The sequence below is a fragment of the Sphingobacterium sp. NGMCC 1.201703 genome, from assembly GCF_047784615.1.
Classification (GTDB): Bacteria; Bacteroidota; Bacteroidia; order Sphingobacteriales; family Sphingobacteriaceae; genus Sphingobacterium.
This window is the reverse complement of the sequence record NZ_JBLOHD010000001.1, coordinates 896,985-920,363: the sequence shown is the minus strand read 5'-3', so window position 1 is coordinate 920,363 and position 23,379 is coordinate 896,985. Positions and strand designations below refer to the sequence as shown.

General features: G+C 41.0%; 19 protein-coding genes. 11 read left to right on the top strand and 8 right to left on the bottom strand.

Annotation, left to right across the window (positions count from 1 at the left end):
- Positions 1-162 precede the first annotated feature (162 nt).
- Genes ACK8HY_RS03820 through ACK8HY_RS03810 form a run of 3 tightly spaced genes read left to right on the top strand, consistent with a single transcriptional unit; the run spans position 163 to position 3,450 of the window.
- Entirely contained in the window at positions 163-1,338 is a 1,176-nt protein-coding gene (locus tag ACK8HY_RS03820; RefSeq protein ID WP_416132818.1) for a glycosyltransferase family 4 protein, read from the top strand.
- Positions 1,326-2,327: a lysylphosphatidylglycerol synthase transmembrane domain-containing protein gene (locus ACK8HY_RS03815; RefSeq protein WP_416132817.1), complete on the top strand. Its 1,002-nt coding sequence runs from the start codon at positions 1,326-1,328 to the stop codon at positions 2,325-2,327. Before ACK8HY_RS03820 ends, ACK8HY_RS03815 begins: the two co-directional genes overlap by 13 nt.
- Positions 2,314-3,450, top strand: coding sequence for a glycosyltransferase family 4 protein (locus ACK8HY_RS03810; protein WP_416132816.1), 1,137 nt, complete (start codon positions 2,314-2,316; stop codon positions 3,448-3,450). Before ACK8HY_RS03815 ends, ACK8HY_RS03810 begins: the two co-directional genes overlap by 14 nt.
- Before the next feature lie 19 nt (positions 3,451-3,469).
- On the opposite strand, the gene ACK8HY_RS03805 is transcribed toward ACK8HY_RS03810, so the two are convergent.
- The 7 genes from ACK8HY_RS03805 to ACK8HY_RS03775 form a co-directional block, all read right to left on the bottom strand.
- A complete protein-coding gene (locus tag ACK8HY_RS03805; RefSeq protein WP_416132815.1) occupies positions 3,470-4,699 on the bottom strand; it encodes a sterol desaturase family protein in 1,230 nt (409 codons plus the stop codon).
- 347 nt (positions 4,700-5,046) lie between these two features.
- Positions 5,047-6,630: an MDR family MFS transporter gene (locus tag ACK8HY_RS03800; RefSeq protein ID WP_416132814.1), complete on the bottom strand. Its 1,584-nt coding sequence runs from the start codon at positions 6,628-6,630 to the stop codon at positions 5,047-5,049.
- Positions 6,631-6,632: 2 nt separating this feature from the next.
- The gene (locus ACK8HY_RS03795) at positions 6,633-7,736 is read right to left on the bottom strand and encodes an HlyD family secretion protein (protein ID WP_077435174.1); all 1,104 of its coding nucleotides are present in this window, start codon (positions 7,734-7,736) and stop codon (positions 6,633-6,635) included.
- A 14-nt stretch (positions 7,737-7,750) separates the two neighbouring features.
- Positions 7,751-9,061: a TolC family protein gene (locus ACK8HY_RS03790; protein ID WP_077435176.1), complete on the bottom strand. Its 1,311-nt coding sequence runs from the start codon at positions 9,059-9,061 to the stop codon at positions 7,751-7,753.
- Positions 9,051-9,668 (bottom strand): TetR/AcrR family transcriptional regulator, encoded by a 618-nt coding sequence (locus ACK8HY_RS03785; RefSeq protein WP_077435178.1) that lies wholly within the window; start codon positions 9,666-9,668, stop codon positions 9,051-9,053. Before ACK8HY_RS03785 ends, ACK8HY_RS03790 begins: the two co-directional genes overlap by 11 nt.
- A 474-nt stretch (positions 9,669-10,142) precedes the next feature.
- Positions 10,143-10,526, bottom strand: a complete 384-nt coding sequence (locus tag ACK8HY_RS03780) for a DoxX family protein (RefSeq protein ID WP_077435180.1) — start codon at positions 10,524-10,526, stop codon at positions 10,143-10,145.
- Positions 10,527-10,569: 43 nt separating this feature from the next.
- A complete protein-coding gene (locus ACK8HY_RS03775; RefSeq protein ID WP_077435182.1) occupies positions 10,570-10,902 on the bottom strand; it encodes a VOC family protein in 333 nt (110 codons plus the stop codon).
- A gap of 213 nt (positions 10,903-11,115) precedes the next feature.
- On the opposite strand from ACK8HY_RS03775, the gene ACK8HY_RS03770 reads away from it, so the two are divergent.
- Positions 11,116-12,174 carry a tetratricopeptide repeat protein gene (locus ACK8HY_RS03770; protein WP_139351079.1) on the top strand — a complete coding sequence of 353 codons (1,059 nt, stop codon included), beginning with the start codon at positions 11,116-11,118 and terminating at the stop codon, positions 12,172-12,174.
- A 21-nt stretch (positions 12,175-12,195) separates the two neighbouring features.
- On the opposite strand, the gene holA is transcribed toward ACK8HY_RS03770, so the two are convergent.
- Entirely contained in the window at positions 12,196-13,203 is a 1,008-nt protein-coding gene (gene holA / locus ACK8HY_RS03765) for a DNA polymerase III subunit delta (protein WP_077435186.1), read from the bottom strand.
- A 188-nt stretch (positions 13,204-13,391) separates the two neighbouring features.
- On the opposite strand from holA, the gene ACK8HY_RS03760 reads away from it, so the two are divergent.
- The 7 genes from ACK8HY_RS03760 to ACK8HY_RS03730 all read left to right on the top strand — a co-directional run bounded on the left by ACK8HY_RS03760 (position 13,392) and on the right by ACK8HY_RS03730 (position 23,372).
- Positions 13,392-13,853 (top strand): type I restriction enzyme HsdR N-terminal domain-containing protein, encoded by a 462-nt coding sequence (locus tag ACK8HY_RS03760; protein ID WP_416132813.1) that lies wholly within the window; start codon positions 13,392-13,394, stop codon positions 13,851-13,853.
- A 170-nt stretch (positions 13,854-14,023) separates the two neighbouring features.
- A complete protein-coding gene (gene clpP / locus ACK8HY_RS03755) occupies positions 14,024-14,725 on the top strand; it encodes an ATP-dependent Clp endopeptidase proteolytic subunit ClpP (RefSeq protein ID WP_077435190.1) in 702 nt (233 codons plus the stop codon).
- Positions 14,726-14,727: 2 nt separating this feature from the next.
- Entirely contained in the window at positions 14,728-15,978 is a 1,251-nt protein-coding gene (gene clpX, locus ACK8HY_RS03750; RefSeq protein ID WP_077435192.1) for an ATP-dependent Clp protease ATP-binding subunit ClpX, read from the top strand.
- Positions 15,979-16,217: 239 nt separating this feature from the next.
- Positions 16,218-17,042: an AMP nucleosidase gene (locus tag ACK8HY_RS03745; RefSeq protein WP_416132812.1), complete on the top strand. Its 825-nt coding sequence runs from the start codon at positions 16,218-16,220 to the stop codon at positions 17,040-17,042.
- 480 nt (positions 17,043-17,522) lie between these two features.
- The gene (locus ACK8HY_RS03740) at positions 17,523-18,686 is read left to right on the top strand and encodes an efflux RND transporter periplasmic adaptor subunit (RefSeq protein ID WP_416132811.1); all 1,164 of its coding nucleotides are present in this window, start codon (positions 17,523-17,525) and stop codon (positions 18,684-18,686) included.
- 70 nt (positions 18,687-18,756) lie between these two features.
- Positions 18,757-21,909: an efflux RND transporter permease subunit gene (locus tag ACK8HY_RS03735; protein WP_416132810.1), complete on the top strand. Its 3,153-nt coding sequence runs from the start codon at positions 18,757-18,759 to the stop codon at positions 21,907-21,909.
- Positions 21,906-23,372 carry an efflux transporter outer membrane subunit gene (locus tag ACK8HY_RS03730; RefSeq protein WP_077435200.1) on the top strand — a complete coding sequence of 489 codons (1,467 nt, stop codon included), beginning with the start codon at positions 21,906-21,908 and terminating at the stop codon, positions 23,370-23,372. Before ACK8HY_RS03735 ends, ACK8HY_RS03730 begins: the two co-directional genes overlap by 4 nt.
- Positions 23,373-23,379: the final 7 nt, after the last annotated feature.

Here is a 23,379-nt window from a genome sequence, read left to right as displayed (position 1 = left end):
TAGGTTAACTATATTCTTAAATTAATTTTACTTATAAAAAATATTTACAAATTATTAATAATAAACAATTTATAAACACTTTAATGATAAAAAGTTAATATCAAAATAGCTTTGGGGTTATGCTTTTCGAATATTTTTACGAAACCCCTAATTAAGAATACAATGAGAAAGGTAGCTTTTTTTACGGAAATACTCGTTGAGGATTTCGACGGTGCATCTCGCACTATGTTTCAGCTGATAAACCGTATCGATCAACAGAATTTTAGATACTTCTTTATTTATGGTGGTGGCCCCACACAATTTCGCGACTTTCATTCCTATAAAGTACCTACGTTTAAAATACCGGTCAATGATGACTATTGTCTTGCCATTCCACAGCTTATCAAAAAAAAGCTCGAACTGGCTTTGGATGAATTTGCACCCGACATCGTTCATATCGCAACCCCTTCCCTGCTTGGCTTTTTTGCGTTGAACTATGCCAAACGTAGAAATATCCCTGTATTAACAATCTACCATACCCATTTTATATCCTATATTGCCTATTATTTCAAAAATATCCTCCCTTTGGTCAAACCCACTGAGCAATGGATCAAACGGGCAATGAATAATTTTTATAACAAATGTGACATTGTTTATGTCCCCACCAAATCCATCTTAGCCGAGCTGCAACAGATCGGGATCCAACAGCGAGGTTTAAAACTCTGGCAAAGAGGGATTGACACCCAACTATTTACTCCCAAAAAAAAGAACTCAAGCAATATCCAACAATTGACAAAAAATAATAAACCCACAGTATTATTCGTCAGTCGGATCGTTTGGGAGAAAAATATTAAAACCTTAATTGACATCTATCAGCAGATCCATGCCCAACAGCTGGACTATAATTTTATAGTCGTCGGAGACGGAACCGCCAAAGTAACAGCAATGCAAGAAATGCCCAATGCTATTTTTCTGGGAAAAAAGACACATCAGGAACTTGCGGTATTGTACGCTTCAGCCGATGTGTTTGTCTTCCCTTCTGTTTCAGAAACTTATGGTAACGTTGTCGTCGAAGCATTAGCTTCAGGTCTTCCTTGCGTAATTGCTGATGGCGGTGGCTCGGCATCGCTTATTCAACATGGTGTAACCGGATTTAAATGTCAACCCGAAAATGCTGCTGGATATGTTTATTACCTAAAGAAAATAATATCCGACAAGGCGCTAAAGAAGAACATGATTACCGCCGGACTTTCTTATGTAAGTCAATTGGACTGGACACGACTATCACAGCAGTACTTTGACGACATTGAATTACTTGTTGACAAAACGCAAGATGCAGATCTGGCATGGGCAAATTAACAACATCCCGTCAATTGATCAAAGTTGTCTTTTTACTTGTGATCTTGACATCCTTGGTAATTTTTGTAACTCACAGTGACCTTTCGGCTTTGAAAAAAGAGCTGTCAAGGATTGGTTACCGCTTTATTTTTATCGTATTTACCACTTTAGTTGCCTATCTTTTTGGAACGCTAGCCTGGTGGATTTGTCTAGGCCCTTCAAAAAAAAAGATCAATATTTTCGAACTTTTTGCCCTACGTCAAATCGGCGAAACAGTTGGACTCTTTAATCCCACGAGTATTATTGCCGGCGATTTACTGAAAGCCGAGCTGATAACCCGCTATGACATCCCTTTACAACAGGGACTCAGCTCTGTCGCCATCTCACGCATTACAGCCATACTTTCCCAGTTAAGCATTTTCTTACTGGCCATGATCTGGCTGATGCTTTCACCCTTAAAAAACGAGGTGATGCAGTATACGGGATACGCTATCTATGTCGTATGTGTAGTCTTGTTACTATTCGTCGTTTTAATATTCTACTGGTTAGTTTCCACCAAAACACCACCTAAAAATACCCCTGCTGATACTTCCTTTGTATCGAAAGCAAAAAATCAGCTCCAGAAATTAGTTTGGAATACGAAAGACTTTTATCAACAACAAAATAAAGTATTTTGGTACTCCTATCTGTTGTTTGCGATACATTGGGTTATAGGTAGCTTGGAATTCTATCTGATCTTAAAATTTCTGGATGTCGATGTCAAGGTTATTCACGGATTAATTTTAGATATGAGCGTCATCCTATTGAAAAGTGCAGGTGCATTTATTCCCGGTCAACTGGGCGTTGAGGAACTCTCCAACAAACTCCTGCTTAACATGATTGGACTTTCGGGCGGAAGCATCTGGCTGAGTGTCTCGCTCCTGCGTCGCGGCCGTCAGGTATTCTGGACAACTATTGGCGCTATATTTTATCTATGTATCAAAAAAAAAACCGTACATGCTACCGTCTGAAATAGAAATCTTATTTGTTAGTCACAAATATCCACCTGCAGTTGGCGGAATGGAAAAGCAGAGCTTTGAGCTTATTAACCATTCGGCACTCTATCTAAAAGTACACACGCTCTTGTATGACAACGAAGAATCCATTCTCACGTTCTTCTATCGCCTAAATCAACGTATTCTCTCCAAAATCAAAGCTAATCCCCATATTAAGCTTATCCATTTTAACGACGGATTAATCGCTGCTTTAGCAACTTTTCATAAGGGATACGATCATCTAAAGAAAGTAGTTACCCTCCATGGTCTTGATATTGTTTTTCCTCTACCTTATTTCCAACATAAAATAATTCCGCGTTTCAACATATTTGATCAGGTTATAGCGGTCAGTCAGGCCACCGCAGAAGCCGCCAGGTCACGTGGTATCGACCCTTCAAGGATAGCAGTCATTCCAAATGGAGTCGACCCAGTAACCCCGATATCCAAGCTGAAAGATGACAAATTACCACCCTATTTTATTACGCTGGGAAGACCTGTGAAACGCAAAGGATTCTCTTGGTTGATGCAGCAGGTCATTCCCGCCGTTCAAGGTAATTTCCGGCTCCTTATGGTAGGTCCATTTGACCAAGTCCCAACCTGGAAAGAACGCATGCTCAACCTTCTACCTGCCAGACTCTATCATCTCGCTACCCTATTTTTGGGCTATCCAACTGATCAACAGGAAATACGTAAATTATTGAGAATGCATCCCGAAAAAATCCAGCATCTGGGAAAAGTCCCCTTCGATCAGTTAAGGCATCTACTTACCAATGCACATGCTTTCCTGATGCCCAATATTCAAGTTCAGGGAGATATGGAAGGCTTTGGCCTGGTTTGTCTTGAAGCTTCATCTAGGGGCACTGTTGTTGTCGCCGCAGAACTGGAGGGTATCACGAGTGCTATTTCGCATCATCACAACGGCCTTTTACTCCCCAGTCAAGATGCCGATGCGTGGATCGGGCAACTCCAGAACATTTTGGACAATCCGGCTCATTACGAAAAGCTTGGACAGAAATTCCAGAAAAATACGAATGCGGATTTCAGCTGGGATATCATGGCCAGAGGATACTGCGATACCTTTATTAAATTGTGCCAATAAGCAGGGTGAAACGATAAACTTAACCCTTCGACAAATCAAGAATCCGTAGGTAGCGATCTCGCATCAATTTATACGAGATCACCTGCAGTATAGTCGCTGCCAAGAGAATGAGCAGGAAGGGAAAAGAAAAAAATGTAATCGTTATAAATAACAGCAACAGAAATAACCGCAGCATTTCGAGCGAAAAGACCCATCTTTCATGCTCCAATAATCCACCGATACAGATGACACTGCACAAAATAAAGAAGCCACCAACAAGCAATTGCCCAATATCTTGGTAATTGCCATACAGCAGAAAGAAAAACAGAAGGACCATCGTTAACATAGATTGGATAAAAATATATCGGCTCAGATTTTTACCATGCACCTGAGATCTAGTCCCTGCAAACATTTTTTGCTCTAATTCCGCCCTAATTTCAGGTTGTATATCGTCAGGGCTTCCAAATACCGCACGCATTTTGTTTTTAAATCCCACTGCACGCTTAAAAGAAAGCCCTATTTCAAATAGATAGTGGAAATGCTGCCAAAGGAAGGTGTACCGATGGATAGGTTTGGTCAGTCCGTAAACACAGGGGTCTTCTTTCTTCTCGGCGATAAAAGTCCCAAACATTTTATCCCAGATAATTAAAATATCACCATAGTTCTTATCCAAATAAATCTGATTGCTACTATGATGCACGCGGTGATGCGATGGAGTGACAAGTATTTTTTCAAAAATCCCGAGCTTATCTACCGTTTGCGTATGGGAGAAAAAGGGATAGACGCCATGAACCAATAAAATTACGGTCATCATGAAAGGCGGAAAGCCCAAAAGAGGAATAAAAGCCCAGAACAAAGAACGAAATACCGCCTGGAATATAGTAATCCTGGCGGCAACGGTGAAGTTATAATCTTCACTTTGATGATGAACTACATGTGCCGCCCAAAGCAAATTGATCTCATGACTATATCGATGATACCAGTACCACAAAAAATCCGTAAAAAGAAAAAGCAGGATCCATGTCCAGACGTTCGCCTCGATATGAAAAATCGCAAAATTCTGGTAGACCCAAATGAAAAAAAAGTAGAACAGGCTAACCGAAAACATATCGCACATACGCTCGACAATACCGACATTTAGATTAGAGATTGATTCATCGAAGGTATAATACCGCTTTTGTTTCTTCAGACTATACCAATATTCCAACAGCATCAGTACTAAAAACAAAGGGATAATAAAAGCTAAAAAATTAAGTCTTCCTGTGTACATACGGCGCTTATTTTAAACAAATAACTTCCTTGTAACGACTAGCTTATAGACGTAAAACTCAAAAAAAAAATCTTTTATTATTTTTAACAATCAATTCCGAATCAGGTTTTAGTTTTATGCCTTTCTGGAAATAAAAATCTTCATGTTATCACCGAGCGTAAGGACTATTTATCACGAAGACTAAGGGCTATTGAAATTGGCTAAGGGCTGTTTATAGAGGGATTAAGCCAAGTTTGCAAGCTGATGCGTTAAAAAATAAAAGCCCTCAAAAAGTAAAATCCTTTTTTTGAGGGCTAATTAATTATTATATCATTTTCTGGGCTAAAAGGCTCCAGTCCATGCGACCGCTAGTGCACGCTTGACATATCCACCTTGGTCTTACCCTGTTTGATCATTAGCACAAAAGGCACACATATCAAAAATGCAATTCCCAAATAGAGAAATACATCCATATAAGACAATACGGTTGCCTGTTTCATGACAGTCATATCCAGTATCTGGTGCGCTTTGGCCAATGCTTCATTTGGAGCAAATCCTTTTGACTGAAAACTCATTTGCAGCTGTTGCAAACGTTGTTGTACCTCAAACTTGCTGGGATCCAGATTAGCAACTAGGTCAACCCGATGCTTTTGAGAGTCGCGTGCAATAAATGTTGTGATCAACGCAATACCGAATGAACCACCCAACTGGCGCATCATACCTGTAAATGCCGCCCCCTCGCCGATCGACTTACCATGAAGAGTAGATAGCGATAAGGTCATTACTGGCACAAATAGCAGCCCCAAGCCTACCCCACGGAGGATAAGTGGCCAAAACATGTGTTCCGAACCCGTATCATTTGTCATCAGGCTGTACATCCAGAAACAAAAGCCGAAGAAAATGCTCAAACCCACCGCAACCATATATTTCTGCGGAACACCATTCTGGATCATTTTACCAATAAAAGGCATCATGATCCCGGTCATGATTGAGCTTGGTAGCAACAAGAGACCAGCATCTGTTGCTGTCCATCCCAATATGGATTGTGTATAGATCGGAATAATAAAAGTCGATCCAAACAGACCAAATCCAAGGATAAAACTCATCACAACCCCAACCTGTAGGTTTTTATCACGCAATACCCTCAGGTTCACGATAGGTTTTTCATAAACCAGCTCACGCCAGATGAAGAATAATAACCCGAATACCGATAAAATTGATAGTCCTAAAATAAGTGGATCATCAAACCAGTCATCCTGTTGGCCATGTTCCAGCACAAACTGAAGTGAGCCGATAAACATAATCAAAAAGATCATCCCGAACCAATCCACCTCTTTTGCTGATTGTTTCTGGCTATATTTCGGACTACGTACAAACGACAAAGTCAGCAACGTAGCAATAATTCCCAAGGGCACATTGATATAAAAAATATAAGGCCAGGAGAAGTTATCTATGATATACCCCCCTAAGGGCGGCCCCAATGTCGGGCCAATGATCACCCCCATACCGTAGATCGCCTGTGCCATACTACGTTTTTCTTTGGGATAGCTTTCTGTGATGATGGTCTGAGCAGTCACCAACAAGGCGCCACCGCCCATTCCTTGGAGAAAGCGAAATGCGACAAGCTCCCAGATATTGGTCGCGTTACCACACAAAAATGAAGATACGGTAAATATGATAATTGATGCCGCAAAGTAATTACGTCGACCAAACTGTTGGGATAACCAACTCGTCATCGGAATAACTATTACGTTAGCGATTGCATAAGCCGTAATAACCCAGGCCACGTCTGTCAATGTTGCCCCCAACGACCCTTTCATATCATTTAAGGCCACATTCACGATCGTGGTGTCCACGATTTCCAGCAGGGCACAGAGCACTGCTGTAATCGTGATGACCACGCGTCGAAAACCATATTCAACCAGACTATCCTGTTGATTTAAATTTTCCATAGTTATTGAACATGCACATCTACGTCAGCATTCATGCCCGGTCTGAGCAGAGCCACATTTTCAGCTTTATTATCTTTTGTCAATTTGATTTTTACTGGCAGACGTTGTACCGTCTTCACAAAGTTACCCGTGGCATTATCCGGAGGTAACAGAGAGAAACGAGAACCAGTAGCCGGCGAAAATGAATTGACTTCACCTTCAAATTCGATATTTGGATATGCATCCACTTTAATACCCACCTTTTGTCCCGGTTTCATTTTTTGTAATTGGGTCTCCTTAAAGTTCGCTACGACCCAAGTTTCTATATTATCAACAATGTAAAATAAAGACTGTCCTGGGTTGATCATCTGCCCTGGCTGCACTTTGATATTCGATACCTGACCATCTACCGAAGCTAATACTGCGGTATAAGATAGATTCAATTTCGCAGCCTCTAATTGCGCTTTCGCTCTTTTTATATTTGCCTCGGCAACAGATGTTTGCTTCGAAGCTACTGTAGTTTTACTCACGATTGCATTACGTTGTGAAGCACTGGCATTTCGTTGTTGTTGCAAGATCTCCACTTGTTTATCCGCCTCTAACTTCGCTGTTAAAGCCTGCTCATATTGCTGCTTCGTGATGGATTGATTGTTATATAAGTTTTGGTATCGGATATAATCGTTATTTGCCTGTTTTGCACGGATACGTGCCGCATCAATACTTCCTAAATTCGACTGTATCGTCGCGTCCGAGATTGCCACGTTTGCTGATGAAGCATATACATCCGCTTTAGAGACATCAAAGCTGCTTTCCGCAGCAGCCAATGCAGCTTCGGCCTCATCCACACGCACCTGATAATCCTGGCTCTCGATCGTGAACAAGGTATCGCCCTTTTTCACCAAATCGTTATCCTTAACATACACTTTAGAAATAAATCCCCCTACACGTGGAATAATCGGACTCATATTCTTCTCCACCTGCGCATCATCAGTAGTCTCATGCGCTTGACCATGCAGGTATTTATAACCACCGTAAGCCCCGCCAAAGATGACCAAAGCAGCTAGAATAATAGTAAATTTTTTATTTGTACCTTTTTTTTCAGGTGCGTTTTCAACTGTATTTTCCATGTCTAGATTAATTGCTATTTAATTTTTAACGACCCATTTGCTAACAATAGGTCATAGTATTTTTCAATTGTATTTGCTTTGCTTATTGCCAGATTGATTTTGCTCTGAAGCTGTTGTACATCAGCTGTCAATAAATCGTCCGTGTCGGCAATACCATTATCATATTTATCTTTTGTAATACGATAATTTTCAACGGCTTGATCTACCGCCTGATGGTACACCACATCCTGTTTTTGGGCCAGCATATAGTTTTCATTTGCCTGTTGCACCTGCACTTTTACCCGGTCATTGAGCAGTTCCAAATTCTCATCAATTTCCTTGATCCGGTTTTTGACGACATTGACCTCCCTCTTGTTTTTATACAAAGAACCAATATCATAGGATACCCCAATACCCACCATTGCTGCATTCGTTACCGTCACCACCTTCTGCAATCCAAAAGCATTGTAACCTGCCGTTGCCGCAATCGTTGGCAATGTCGAAGATCTGGTGACTTTCAATTGATCTTCGGCAACTTTACGTTGGGAAGCCAGCGATTTTAGATCCGATCGCTCCGTCTTTGCTGTGTCATAAGAAGCCTTCAATCCAAGGTCAATTCCAGTAACCTCAGCCAGATTAATCTGATCCAATTGCGTATCCTCCGCAATCTTTAGCAAATTGGCCAATTGATAATTCAGCACCTTAATATTCTTCTGTGCCTCCTGGAGCGACACTTGATAATTAGACAGTTGTAATTCCGCTTTAAGCAGATCATTTCTTGCGATCAACCCATTTTCTAACATCGCTTTAAAGTCCGAAACACGTTGCTCAGACTGTTTGATGTTTTCCGTAATCAACAAATTGGTTTGCTGCGCTTTATACAAATTCAGATAAAGTGCTATCGCACGTGAGGCCAATTGTTCTTTGCTTGCTACAGCGTTCCATTGTTCGGCTTGTAGCGCATCTTTTGCTATTGCTATTCCTCCTTTGATCTTACCTCCAGTATAAATAGGCATGCTGACAGATGCCTGCCCCAACCACAGTTGATTTGCTGCAATATCCGGAGCCGAACCTCCTCCACCAAGTGCTAACTTCAGATCCACATTCGGTGTAGTCATCGCCATATATTGCCCGCTCAATTTTGCATCCGGAAGCTGTTTCGATTTCGCACTTTCGACCTCTAGCTGTCTTCCCAATACTTTGGTATCGGCAGTTTTCGCTTCCACACTTTGGTTTGCAGCCATGTGAATTATTTCTTCCAAGCTCAGGTGTTTGTTTTCTTGTGCCAGCAAACCCAAAGGACTCAAAAGCAATAAAGCACTTAAATTGGCCAACTTATTTTTCATATGTCAATAAAGCTTTAATTGTTTTCTGTATAAATTCTGTTAACGTTGTTTCTATATATTGGCCATAGCCATCGTCATCGGCTATACCTAGTTGCTCCTGTAAAAAGACCTGATTCATCTGAAAATTCATGAAAGTTCCCATCATCATCGAATGGATTAATATGGGATCATTACCTGTCTTAAAGACCCCTTCTGCAATACCACTGTTGATGATAGAAGCGATGACCTCCAGGTTATGTATTTTTAATTTTTTGAAGGCTTCAGATATTAACATCCGTTGTTTTAAAGTACTTTCTATCGCAATAACCCGATAGAGCTTGCGATGTGAGTTCATCGATTTGACATACCTATCAACCATTACATCGACTTTATCAAGTGCACTTCCTACCAAAGAAAGCTCATCCACATTGATCATAAAATCTGGAACACGCCATTCAAAAAAGGTGTCCAGCAACTTATCTTTCGATCCAAAATAATAGTTGATCATGGCCACATTGACATTTGCCTCCTGCGCTATATCACGCACCGAAGTCCCGTCAAACCCTTTTGTTGCAAAAAGTCGCTCAGCGGCAAGGAGGATATCTATTTGCTTCTCGTTAAATTCCATTTATAACCCAATCTTTTTATAGATAATTGCATCCTACTTTCTCAAAAATGAGATCATCATTTGTTAAATGCGGAGCAAAGTTAAACAAACGTTTAATTTAAACAAGTGTTTAATTATTGAATTAATGTAAAAAATACACCGAAATCTGGGTAAAACCATCATTAACAACATTTAACAAACTATTTTACAGTGAATTAATATTTCAAAAAATAAAATCCGTTTATTGTAATTTCAAATGGAGTACAAATCGTATAGTTTCACATCTACTAAAATGAAAGTGGGGTATCCGAATTGTCGAAAGCCATGCTCTGGCCATAAGTTGCCGGAGAATCTTGCCGAGTTTAAGATTTGTTTGTATATCGCTCCTGGGTGAAGCGACAGAAAATATGAGTATAAAAAGCACATATTCGATCCACAGCCACCTATAATGTTTGGGCGAACAGTATAGGCGACTGATAAGGGAGACCAATGATTCTATAAAAACTTCTTCTCAGCAGGCCTAAAATACCAGGACACTGCAATAAGGACCAAATAAAGCAGCCCCGGGGCGAGCAAGCCAGCGGAATCTCCCACCATAGCATGTGAATAGAGCGCGCCCGTTACCGTAAAGAAAATACCAGCATACGCCCATTCTTTCAAAAGCGGTCTCTTTGGTGACAACAGCGCTACCACTGCCAAAATTTTCCATACACCGAGCAGCGTAAGTATATAATCCGGATAGCCCAGATGGCCCACATTTTGCACTCCTCCTGCTCCCTCAGTTTTTACCCTAAAGATTTGTATAATGGCCGTAGATACCAGCCCCAAGGACAACCATACCGTTGCAATCCAATAAATTATTTTATCCCTCTTTTTCATTATTATGTTTTTTTCGTTTACGATTGGTGGTGTATTGCCTTATTCAGATTTGAATAAGACCAATAATATTGTTGTTGCTGTCTTTCACACTCGCTACCAATTTTCCGCCACCGACATCAATTATATCCCGTATTATTTTGGCTCCCGCATCGACAAGAACCTCCAGACTGCTATTAATATTATCCACATGAAAAAAAGCAGTTAAACCCTCTTCCGGATTATTCGGCACCAGACCGATATCCTGATTATCGACCTTAAAGCCGATATAATACGGACTATCCACATACGGCTCCATAGCCAATAATTTTGTGAATAATGCTTTCGATTGCGCCATGTCCTTCACGGGATAAAGCACTGTTTTGACTCCTTGATTCATTGCTATTCTATTTTTGCCTATTCTTTTGGATTTTCATGTAGCTACTTGACTACAAATATACATGTAGTTATTTAACTACAAAATATTTTTTAATCTTTTTTGACTGATGTAGATTATAATAGCTTTTATTCGATGTGCCGATTCAGCTTATCAAAAGATTGGAACAACAATTGTATACAGTTGAGTCAATATTAAACTTTAAAAGTATTGCCATTGAAAACTTATTTCTTTATCCTATTTATGGGCCTTTCGTTGCTTTCGGCAGCTCAACCCAGACACATACAAATACTAGATATTCTTTCAGCAGACAATTTCACAAAACATTTTAATACAGATACAGTACAGTTACGCCAAATAAACACGAGTAAAACGCCTGCTGGAGTGTTTGTTGTTTACGAAAAAGCGGATACACTTAATTTCAAGCATGAATTTTATAAGAGCTTTGACGGCCCAGGTTACACTAAAGTCGGATTGGCCTTTTATGCGCGAAAAGGGAATGACTATCAGCTGTCTTTTCATAATGATAACGCTTTCTATTGTGCGTCATGCAATAATATGCGTGATTATAGTGTAAGTGCCAGTAGCGATACGGTGAACATATCAATTTCCTGGGGACCGAACGATTTTGGTCAAAGTGAGGGTTATTATTTTGTCTATCGACCGGCTTTAAAACGCTGGCAATTGGTAGAAATACATCGGTCTGGCTCAGGTGATGAAGGTGAAAATCACAGCGAGTACAGAACTTATTCTAAAAACACCGAGGTGTACCTGGACGACTACGATGCAGAGTCACTACCCTACGATTCCACGGTGATCAGCAGTCAGGAGATCAGTCTGAGCTACAAGCCTGGGGACTACGGCAGACTGCTTCGCTCATTAAAAGAAATACCTGACAACAGCCTATTCTTGCTATCTAAAGTTTTTAGCAAAGACGACGCTAAGTATTTCATGGAAGCGGGTCTGGACGAAGGACAGCCTGACAATGCAAACCCTATTTATGGTAAAAATGTCCTTGCGGCCAATGAGATCGGTTATTTTCTGGAGCAGGCAAATCAGCTTGATGCAGCACAAGTTTTTTTAGATAAAATAATTGAGCGTTTTCCCGAGCGTGAGGTTGCCTATTTAAACCGTGGTGATGTATTTTTCAAAAAAGGGCAATCTTCTTACAAAAAAGCCGAAAAAGATTACCGCACCTATGTCGCACTAATGAATAAACGTGGTTTGCAGGCAAAAATTCCACAAAGAATAGTGAACTTTTTGTACACACCATAGTCTTTAGTGACTTTCTAACATTTAATTTAAAATCCTATAGACCATCTCCTTAAGGATCTCTTCACTATTGAAATTACTTGGTACATTGACTCCCTTTGACTTTAGATCCGTCTCCTTAAGGACATTCAAAACATCAAAGGTTTTCCGACGGTTGTAATTTCGGGCCGCCAGTTCATACTCTTTTAGGAAAAACGGATGCACTCCCAATTCTTTTGCAGCAACGGATTTATCAATAAGGTAATGGTATTTTAGTATTTTGGTGAAATAGGTTGCTACCTGTCCGACGACCATCACCAGCGGATTATTCTTTGGATTCGCCACAAAATAATCCACGATCTGATAGGCTTTCAAAGCATTACGTTTGGCCAAAGCTGTGTTGAGCTCAAATACATTGAAATCTTTTGAAATACCGATGTTACGTTCGACATCATCCATACTGATCTCCTGGCTTTTGGGCACATTGAGCATCAATTTATCCAGCTCATTGGATACTTTCGCCAGATCATTCCCAAGATAATCCGCGATCAGCGCTGCCGCCTGCGGATGGATACGCCAGCCTGCATCTTTTAAATACCCTCCTATCCAAGGGGCAACTTTATCATCATATAATTTAGCCGCATCGATTACCAGTCCGGCTTTTTCAAATACCTTATAAATCTTCTTCCGCTTATCGAATTTCCCGTGTTTATAGCAAAAAACCAAAATGCTTGTCGGTGTCAGATGTTCAAGGTATTTGGTCAATAGCTCCTCCGTGTCCGATTTCCACTTTAGTTCCTGCGCTTCCTTGACAATAATCACCTGATAATCACTCATCATTGGATAGCGTTTGGCTGCATTGACAATGTTAGCGATATCGATATCCTTTCCATAAAAAATAGATTGATCAAAGCCTTTCTGTGCATCATTAAGCACTGTGGATTCCAGAGCCTCCGCAATGGTATCAATAAAATAGCTTTCCTCCCCCTGCAGTAAATACACAGGCTTAAAAGATCTGTTCTTAATATCGGATAAGATCGGGTTTATATTCATATAGGCGAAATTACGATTTTACTGTTAAATCCCTAGCAGTCCAGTGCGGAGAATCCGACTTATTATCCGGCCTATTTCAATAAAAAGATCTAACCGACTGATTAAAAGAAGCCATTCAAAAAGTAAAAAACAACGGGGAGAATCGTCTGAATCTCCCTTTTTTTGCTAAATTTTTAGTATATTTGTGTATGTTTTCACCGACACCACTCAATTTGCCACCCTTCAAAGCGAAGATATCCAAAAAGAATAATGCGGTTTATATTTTTGATGAGTTGCGAAAGAAAGAACTGGTATTGACTCCGGAGGAATGGGTCAGACAACATTGGATAAATTATCTGGCATTGGTCAAGAATTATCCAAAGTCGCTGATGAATATTGAGGGTGGAATGAAACTAAACAGTCTCCAGCGACGGAGTGATTTACTGATTTATAATAGTGTGGGGAATAAAGTTGTTTTGGCCGAATTCAAAGCCCCCCATATCAAGATCACACAAAAAGTATTCGAACAGATTGCAAATTATAACACGGTGCATCGGATTCCATACTTGCTCGTGAGCAACGGCATAAATCATTATTATTGCAAAATTGACTTTGAGAACGAATCGTATCAATTTATCGAAGACCTTCCCAATTATAACGAAATCGGCTAAGGGCTTCTAAGTGAAATGGATAGCGTAAAGGCCCTATTATAAAACGCTTTTTTTGCTGAAAGCGACGATATCGAAAAAATGTAAAGTAGATGTAAAACATCTTTTCACTTTATCTGATTTTTAAAATATAGTTTTATATTAGTCCTACATAATAGAAAAAAAACAAAAAGATGAATATAGATAAAAACGAATTCAGAAAATATGCCGTAAAGCATCACCGCATCGGAAGTCAGCATGTTGACAGTTTCATTGCTCGTACAGAGACCAGTATTCCGACCAATCTTACGCCATACATCGTCGAAGAGCGCCAATTGAACGTTGCACAGATGGATGTATTTTCACGTTTGATGATGGATCGTATTATATTCCTAGGAAGTGGTATCGATGATCAGGTCGCGAATATTATTCAGGCACAATTGTTGTTTTTACAGTCTACTGATGCTCAGCGTGATATTCAGATTTACATCAATTCACCAGGCGGAAGTGTTTATGCCGGCTTAGGTATTTATGATACCATGCAGTATATCACCCCGGACGTAGCAACAATCTGTACCGGAATTGCAGCTTCTATGGGCGCTGTCCTACTTGTTGCTGGAGCAAAAGGAAAACGTGCTGCTTTGCGTCACTCACGGGTAATGATTCACCAACCATCTGGCGGCGCGCAAGGCGTTGCAGCAGACATGGAGATCAACTTACGTGAAATGATGAAATTAAAAGAAGAATTATATACCATTATTTCAGAACACTCCGGACAGACCTATGAGTGGGTAGAAAAATCTTCTGACCGTGACTACTGGATGCGTGCCAATGAGGCCAAAGAATTCGGTATGATTGACGAGATTTTACTTCCTAAGAAGGAGATTATTAAATAACGATGGCGAAGAATAACGATAGAGACATTCATTGTTCGTTTTGTGGAATAAGCAAAAATGAAGCTCAGATGCTCATTGCTGGGAATGGAGCGCACATCTGTGACAGATGTATCCAACAGGCAGGAGAAATCTTGGCAGAAGAATTAAAACAACGGAAAAGCAAGACATTACAGACCGCATTAAAATTAATACGTCCCCAAGAGATCAAAACACACTTGGATCAGTATGTAATTGGACAGGATGATGCGAAGAAAGTAATCTCAGTAGCCGTTTATAATCACTATAAACGTTTGAATCAAAAAGTGGATAAAGATGAAATTGAAATCGAAAAATCCAATTTGATTATCGTTGGTGAGACGGGTACCGGTAAAACATTGTTAGCAAAAACTGTTGCCAAAATATTGAACGTTCCTTTTTGTATCGTTGATGCTACGGTACTGACCGAGGCCGGATATGTGGGAGAAGACGTGGAGAGTATTTTAACACGCCTGCTTCAAGCAGCAGATTATGATGTTGCTTCAGCAGAACGCGGTATCATCTATATTGATGAAATTGATAAGATCGCGCGCAAAAGCGACAATCCTTCTATCACACGAGATGTCTCAGGTGAAGGTGTTCAACAGGCGTTATTAAAGATTTTAGAAGGTACGGTGGTCAACGTGCCACCTCAAGGTGGCCGTAAGCATCCGGATCAGAAAATGATCGCTGTTAATACCAGCAACATTCTATTTATCTGTGGTGGTGCATTCGACGGAATCCAAAAGAAAATTGCAAACCGTCTGCGCACACAAACCGTAGGTTATAAGATGAATGAAGACGAAGAGGAAATCGACTTGAACAATCTATACAAGTATATCACACCTCAGGATCTTAAAAACTTTGGATTGATTCCAGAGTTAATTGGCCGTCTTCCAGTCCTGACCTATTTAAATCCACTGGATAAGGAAACATTGTTAAGTATTTTGACAGAACCAAAAAATGCGTTGGTCAAACAATACAAAAAATTATTTGAGTATGAGGGCGTCGAATTGAAATTTGATCCCGAAGTATACACATTTATTGTAGATAAAGCTGACGAATTTAAACTTGGAGCAAGGGGCTTACGTAGTATATGCGAGGCGATCATGCTGGACGCCATGTTTGAAATGCCGTCTACGAAAGAGCAAACGGGACAAAAAAGCTTGGAAATCACCTTGGACTATGCGAAGAAAAAATTCGAAAAATCCGATCTGAAAAAGCTCAAAGTCGCTTAAAAAAATCCCGTTCGCTGAACGGGATTTTTTTTTACCCCTTATGTTCGGACTGTTCCGCCTTGCCGCTAGGTCGCCTGACGGTTACTATCCAACAGCACATTTTGGAAAGAATTTAACGGATAAAAGCGCTTAAAGCATAATAAAAAAAGAATTAAAAATCTTATATTACAATAATAACATAGCCATAATGGAATGTTGACAGACAGATAAGAGATTCGTGAAATTAAAATTAAATGACTATGACAAAGAAAAGTACAAAAAATACAGTAAATAGCCCGATAACACCAGGTTTAAAAACCAAAGAAGAAATCGTGAACAACTGGCTTCCACGTTATACCGGAAGACCATTGGAAGAGTTTGAGGAATATATCTTATTGACAAATTTCTCAAAATATATTCACCTATTTTCAGAAATGCATGACAATGCTCCTATCTACGGCGAAGATAAACCAATGCAATCTGTGACTGCCGGCGGTATCACCATTATCAACTTTGGTATGGGCAGTCCAATGGCTGCGACAGTGATGGATCTCCTATCTGCAATCAGCCCAAAAGCAGTCCTTTTTTTGGGCAAAACTGGCGGGATTAAGAAAAAGATTCCTATTGGGGAACTGATCCTCCCGATTGCAGCTATCCGTGGCGAAGGAACATCAAATGATTACTTTCCACCGGAAGTACCTTCGCTACCGGCATTTGCGATGCAGAAGGCTATATCCACAACAATACGCGACCATCAACGGGATTATTGGACAGGGACAGTCTACACGACCAATAGAAGGGTTTGGGAACATGATAAAGCATTCAAAAAGTATCTGAAGTCAATCCGGGCCATGTGTGTTGATATGGAGACAGCGACCATATTCAGTGTCGGTTTTGCCAACAAGATTCCAACGGGAGCCCTACTGTTGGTTTCCGACCAACCTATGGTCCCTGAAGGCGTAAAAACATCTGTAAGTGATGTCACCGTTACGGCGAAATATGTAGAAGCGCATATCAGTATTGGCATTGATGCACTGAAACAACTTATTAATAATGGCCTGACCGTAAAGCATCTTAAATTTTAAGAATTGCCCTACAAAGCTAAAAATAAGCTACAGTAACGGCTGCGATATTAGACATGCCCCAAGACTTAAACACTTTTGGGGCATGTCTATTTATATTTATCAAGCCTATTTCTTCCACCCTCATTGAATTTTACCTACTCCTGTTTATTGAATTTAATAAAATGCCCTTATCCTCTTTCACCCCAATTAGCAATGATTTTTAAATCTTTCCCCCTTATTTTGCTCCAGTCAAATCATCGAAAACACCCTTTTCAGCTTTATGTTTCGTCTCAGACATTGATTGTATCGATTGATTTTATACAAACTGAAAACCAGTCACTTAAAACCAATACACGGCATACTTGATTATTAGCTGAACCATTATTAACTATAAATTGAAACGTTAACAAATGTTAATTTGTACAATAATTAAACGATTTGGCGTTTTAACTTGTAATAGTATTATTACAAGCACATACATCAAAAATTTAATCAAGCATTGTGAAGAAAAAAACATTATCTATTTTCAGCGTATCCTTATTGATTTGTTCAGTCTTAGCCACCCAGGTAAGTTGTTCTTCAAGTTCTTCCAAAGAAAATAATACCAATGAAAAACCAGTAGCCCTGCCCGTTTACACGGTTGTAAAATCCGATGCCACTACAATCAAGGACTACCTGGGTACCATCGAAGGGAAAGTCAATGTGGAAGTACGCCCCCAGGTTGAGGGTCTACTGCAAGAAATCTATGTTGATGAAGGTTCCTTTGTACAAAAAGGACAGAAGTTATTCAAAGTCGATCCTTCTACCTATCAGGAAAATTTAAACAACATGGTCGCCACCGAACAGGTTGCGCGGGCAAAACTTAAAAATGCACAATTGGAAGTAGACCGTTTGAAACCTTTGGTTCAAAATGACGTCATTTCCGATGTAAAACTGGCTTCAGCCAAATCCGACTATCAGGTAGCAAAGGCAACTCTGGATCAGGCCATTGCCGCCGTACGTTCTGCGCAGATCAGTAAAGATTTTACGATCATCACAGCACCGGTAAGCGGTTATATCGGGCGTATTCCCAAACGCATCGGAAATTTAGTTTCCAAAGGTGACAAAGAGCCTCTCACCTATCTTTCCGATATACAGGAAGTCTATGTTTATTTCTCAATGAATGAATCTGATTTTCTCTACTTCTCAAAAGCACAAGCAAAAAAAGACAGTATTGAAGGTAAAAAGTACAACCAAAATCAAAAACTGGTATTTCCTCAGGTCACACTGGTTCTCGCTGATGGCGAAGAATATGCAAAGAAAGGTATTGTGGACGCTGTCAATGGGCAGATCAACCGGACCACGGGGGCAATTTCACTACGAGCAACGTTCCAAAACCAAGACAATATCTTACGTTCTGGGAGTAGCGGTACACTGAAAATTGCTGAAGTAAAAAAAGATGTACTACAGATTCCACAGATTGCCATCAATGAATTGCAGGACAAAACCTTTGTCTATATATTGGATCAAAACAATAAAGCACAACGCCGCAATATCCAGCTTTCAGGCAAAAGCAAAGGCAATTATATTGTAAACTCAGGTCTCAAAGAAAATGATCGTATCATTACCAGCGGATTTGACAAGCTAACTGACGGTTCAGCTGTAACCCCTATTCCACAGAAATAATTATCGCACATTTTGACATTGCTTTGGGGCTTTTTTAGCTCCGTCGGAGCCATGTCTAAAATTCTATTATATGTTAAAAACCTTTATAAATAGGCCCGTTCTAGCCACGGTCATTTCTATTATTTTAGTCATATTGGGCTTGGTGGGATTAAAGCTGCTCCCTGTATCCCGATTTCCGGAAATAGCACCGCCAAGTGTTCTCGTATCCCTGAGTTACCCTGGAGCAAATGCAGAGACGGTAGCAAAAAGCGTTTTATTACCTATTGAGGAAGCCATCAATGGTGTCGAAGATATGACCTATATCAAATCATCTGCTTCCAACTCCGGCTCGGGCAGTGTATCTGTCTATTTCAAAACGGGAACAAATCCGGACATTGCTTCGGTCAATGTGCAGACCCGTATTTCCAAAGCGATCAGTTCGATTCCTGCTGAGGTAAACGAAGCTGGGATTACCGTTATGCCTCGCCAAACAGGGGTGATTATGACCATCAATCTATATTCAGATCATCAAGATAAGGCTTATGATGAAACCTTTTTACAGGCATACGCCCAGATCAATCTGATGCGTCCCCTCTTACGCGTAGACGGTGTCGCTCAGGTATCCCGGCTCGGAGCGAGGGATTATGCCATGCGGCTCTGGCTGAATCCTGAAAAGCTGGCCCTTTATAATCTGGTTCCCCAGGATATCATGACTGCCATCAAAGATCAAAACTTTGAGATCGCACCGGGTAAATTTGGAGAAACGTCTGACGAAGCATTTGAAACAGTTATTCGGCACAAAGGACGTTTTACTACACCCGAAGAATTTCAGAGTATCGTCATCAAGACAAACAATGATGGTTCGGTGCTCTACCTCAAAGATGTTGCCCGTGTAGAATTTGGTGCTACAAATCTCAGTAGCGACAATAAGGTCAATGGTCATCCCGGACTGACGCTTAATCTGACTCAAACCAGCGGTTCCAATGCCCACGATATTGATATCGCTGTCCGAAAAGTACTCGAAGAACAGGCCAAGACATTCCCAAAAGGATTGCATTATGAAGTTACCTATTCTGTTCGTGATCAAATTGATGAATCTATTAATCAGGTTGAACACACTCTTTTCGAAGCGTTTATTTTAGTCTTTATCATTGTTTTTATCTTCCTACAGGACTTTAGGTCGACGCTGATTCCAGCGATTGCTATCCCCGTTTCTTTGATAGGAACTTTCTTTTTTCTGCAGCTCTTTGGATTCTCGCTCAATGTATTGACTATGTTTGCCCTGGTATTGGCCATTGGTATCGTTGTCGATGACGCTATTGTTGTTGTGGAGGCCATTCATGAGAAGATGCACAGTACGGGGTTAAAACCCAAAGCAGCAACATTGTCCACTATGTCGGAAATTACCGGTGCCATACTTTCCATTACCATGGTCATGGCCGCGGTATTTTTACCCGTAGGTTTTATGGAAGGTCCAGCCGGGATCTTTTACCGGCAATTTGCGTACACCCTGGCAACAGCAATATTAATTTCAGCACTGAACGCGTTGACATTGAGTCCTGCGTTATGTGCGTTATTGCTAAAAGCTCCCAAGCATCAAAAAGAAGAAGAAAACAAATCGAGAATATTGCAATTTAAGGATCGTTTCTTTAAAGCCTTCAATACTTCCTTTGACCGCCTCACTGCGCGATATGTCAGGGTAGTCCAACTATTGATCAATCATAAAAAGATTGCCTGGATAAGCTTGGTACTGATTACTGCTATCGGCGTCATTTTAATGATCAAAACACCGAAGAGCTTTATCCCTACAGAGGATGACGGTTTTATCACCTATAACATTGCACTTCCTCCAGGGGCCTCATTAAGCCGCACGACAGAGGTACTCCGTAGCACCGACAGTCTATTAAAAAAAAGAAAAGATATCGAGGGCATGACCACGGTTTCCGGTTTCAATGCATTGGATGGGAGTTCAAGCCCTGCCTTTGCAGCAGGCTATATCACACTTAAACCCCATGCCAAGCGTAAGCACATCAAAAATATCAATGCTTTTATGGATACGATCCGGAATGATCTCGCTCAGATAAATGAGGCCACATTTACGGTATTTCCAAGACCTACGGTACAGGGATTTGGTGATTTTGCCGGTATTGAGATGGTCCTCCAAGATCGCATGGGTGGCGACGTGCGGGACTTTAATACCATTGCTGATACTTTCATCAGCCAGCTGAATACCCGTCCGGAAATCCGCAGCGCCTATACAAGTTTTAAATCCAATTTTCCCCAATACGAAGTGAACATTGATGCCGTCAAGGCAAAATCACTCGGTGTTGAGATCAAAGACTTGATGTCAACAATACGCTCCTATTTTGCGCGGGTCCAAGCCAGCGACTTTAATCGTTTTGGCCGCCAATACCGCGTGTACGTACAATCCGATTTCGATTTTCGTAAAGATCCTGAATCTTTCAATTCGATTTTTGTGCGGAACAACAAAGGTGAGATGGTGCCCATCAATACTATTTTGACACTGGAAAAAACTGTCGGACCGGAAACCATTACCCGTTACAACTTATACAATGCCATTTCAGTCAATATTACACCAGCAGAAGGTTATAGTACCGATGATGCTATGCAGGCCATCCAAAAACTAGCGGATGAAAAGCTCCCCGGAAACTATGGCTTTGAATGGACGGGCATGAGTTATGAAGAGAGCCAGTCCGGATCACAGACCATTCTGATCTTTGTATTGAGTATCCTGTTTGTATACTTTTTACTCGCTGCACAATACGAAAGTTACATCCTACCCTGGGCTGTTCTATTATCTATTCCTGTGGGTCTGATCGGTGTTTTTTCGGTGATCAATCTTGTTGGTTTACAGAACAATATTTATGTCCAGGTGGGATTGATTATGCTGATCGGTCTCCTTGCTAAAAACGCGATCCTTATCGTTGAGTTCGCTGTACAGGAACGCAAGAATGGAAAATCCATTGTTGAAGCAGCCATCAGCGGTTCAAAGCTCAGGTTAAGACCAATCCTGATGACAAGTCTCGCTTTTGTTGCGGGCCTTGTTCCACTGATGTGGACAGTTGGTCCCTCAGCCATTGGCAACCATTCCATCAGCTTCAGCGCTGCAGGCGGCATGCTGCTGGGCGTTGCCTTTGGTATCTTTATTATTCCGGTACTCTTTGTTGTCTTCAAAGGGCTGGACGAAAAATTACAGGATAAAATCGCTAAAGAAGAAGAATGAAGAACATAAAAAAATACATTTCAGCACTAAGTGTGGCTATGGGGCTACTGGTTTTGATGAATGCCTGTAAAATCGGCAAAGATTATGTTCAGCCCAAACTAAAACTTCCCACGACTTTCCGGGGTGACTCCTTAGATTATTTTGGAGACACCTCCAGTATGGGATTGATTCACTGGAAATCGTTCTTTCATGATCCCACGCTAAAGGTACTGATTGATTCCGCACTGGCCAATAATTTTGAAATGAAGACGGCGCTGCTGAACCTACAGATCTCAAACCGAGTCCTGGCACAAAATAAATCCAATTATCTGCCTAGCGTCAGTGCGACCATAGCCAATGGAAACCGTACCTGGCGATCGAAAGAGTTTGGAAGCGGTCCATTGTCAAAGTACTATGAGCACAAGGAATCAAAAGCACCGGAAAACATGTTTGTGTATCAATCTCAATTTGGCTCTGACATCAGTTTCAGCTGGGAGATCGATATCTGGAAAAAAATTAGCAGTAAACAGGAACAGCTTCTGGCGGAGTACTTAGATACTCAGGAAGCCAAAAATGCGATCCAGACCAATATTATCACATCTGTTGCCAAAGGCTATTTCAATCTGCTGATGTTAGATGCGAAAATTGAAGTCGCCAAACGCAATGTCCAATTGAACGATAGCACATTAAGAATGATTAAGCTGCAATACAATGCAGGTGAAATTACAGCGCTAGCCATTCAGCAGACAGAGTCCCAGCGCCTATTAGCCGCCTCGCTCGTACCCGAATTGGAAAAACAGATTGTCATTCAAGAGAATGCACTTCAAACCCTAACAGGAAGACTTCCGGACAGTATTAAACGAGGCACTTCGTACGAACATCTTTTTGCGGAGAGTAAGGATATATCGCTCGGTTCGCCTATTGAAATCATACGCAATCGACCGGACATCCGCTCCGCCGAGTTTCAGTTGATGGCCGCCAACGCCAGCGCCAATATACAGCAGGCGATGCGCTACCCCGCCCTCAATATCGGTGGTGTACTGGGTGTAAATTCCATGCTTCCCCGTAATTGGTTTAACATCCCCGGTGCATTATTAGGCGGCATCACGGGCAACCTGACAACACCAATTTTCAAGAACAAAACATTGAAAACACAATATGAAGTTGCCAAACTTGAACGGGACAAAGCCGAAATCCAGCTTCAACAGAAAGTGGTTGAAGCTGTAGCCGAGGTCTCCAATGCCGTAGTAACGGTAGACAAACAGCGGGAACAGCTTGAGCTGGCCAGAAAACGGGTGGATAACGCCCATCTGGCGGTAAAGAATGCCAACTTACTCTTTAAAAGTGGCTATGCGACCTATCTGGAAGTTATTACGGCACAAAGCAACGCCCTGGATAGTGATCTGGATCTGGTCGAGCTGCGCCAACAGCATCTGGATGGATTTGTTGATCTCTACCGTTCTTTAGGGGGCGGTTGGAGATAATGAATTA